The sequence below is a fragment of the Pseudomonas laurentiana genome (assembly GCF_014648275.1).
Classification (GTDB): Bacteria; Pseudomonadota; Gammaproteobacteria; order Pseudomonadales; family Pseudomonadaceae; genus Aquipseudomonas; species Aquipseudomonas laurentiana.
Map to the genome: position 1 here is coordinate 1 of NZ_BMQU01000126.1, position 675 is coordinate 675.

Annotated in this window: 1 protein-coding gene; it reads right to left on the reverse strand. The window is 48.4% G+C overall.

Annotated elements, in window-relative coordinates; translation table 11 throughout:
* The coding region (locus IE038_RS24065; protein WP_189396429.1) for a hypothetical protein at positions 1 to 585 on the reverse strand (585 nt) is incomplete at its 3' end.
* Positions 586 to 675 lie beyond the last annotated feature (90 nt).

A 675-nucleotide genomic window follows, 5' to 3' on the forward strand; every position in this document is an offset into this window, starting at 1 on the left:
AAATTTAGACCACTCAAAGGTTCTCAGATGAAATATCGTGTGTACCCCACGATAGACTTTCGAATTCATTGAAGCGCGCAACAGCATCATCTTCGCGGGCCCGATCACGGCATAGATCAGAAAGCCAGCGTCGCGGTAGAGGCTTGCCATACAGGCAAAGAGAATCGCCGAAACAATCGCGAGACAGGTCAAGAACCTCAGCGCCCACTCTGGAAAGTTTTTCCACTCACAAAACTCAGCGCCAGAGGCTGTAAAGCGGTAGGCAAAATTCATGCGCTGATGGGTCATGCTTAACACAGCCACCATTAATACAGAAAAAAACAAAAGGGCACACAAGGAGCGCGTAGGCTCATCATACCTTTCAAAATTTGAGTGCACAGAAAACCCAAACCAAACAGCAACCGCCAGCCAGAAAACAAACAACCCATTAGCAATAACGGTATTGTAGTTTCGTGCCTTGATCCTCCACCCCAGCAGCTCTGGTTCACGTGCATACTTCCACGTCAGTTGTGGCGGCAATACTCGTGGCGTGGCCCAGTGGTTCAACAAGGACTTCACGCCAGAAAAACCTTCTGAAACCTTCATTTCGCCATCCTCTCTGGCATCGAAATTCTATGCCCTTTCAACTGACTGGAGGCTACGTGGTAGTTCTGGAAGCTGCTTTTCAAAAAATGC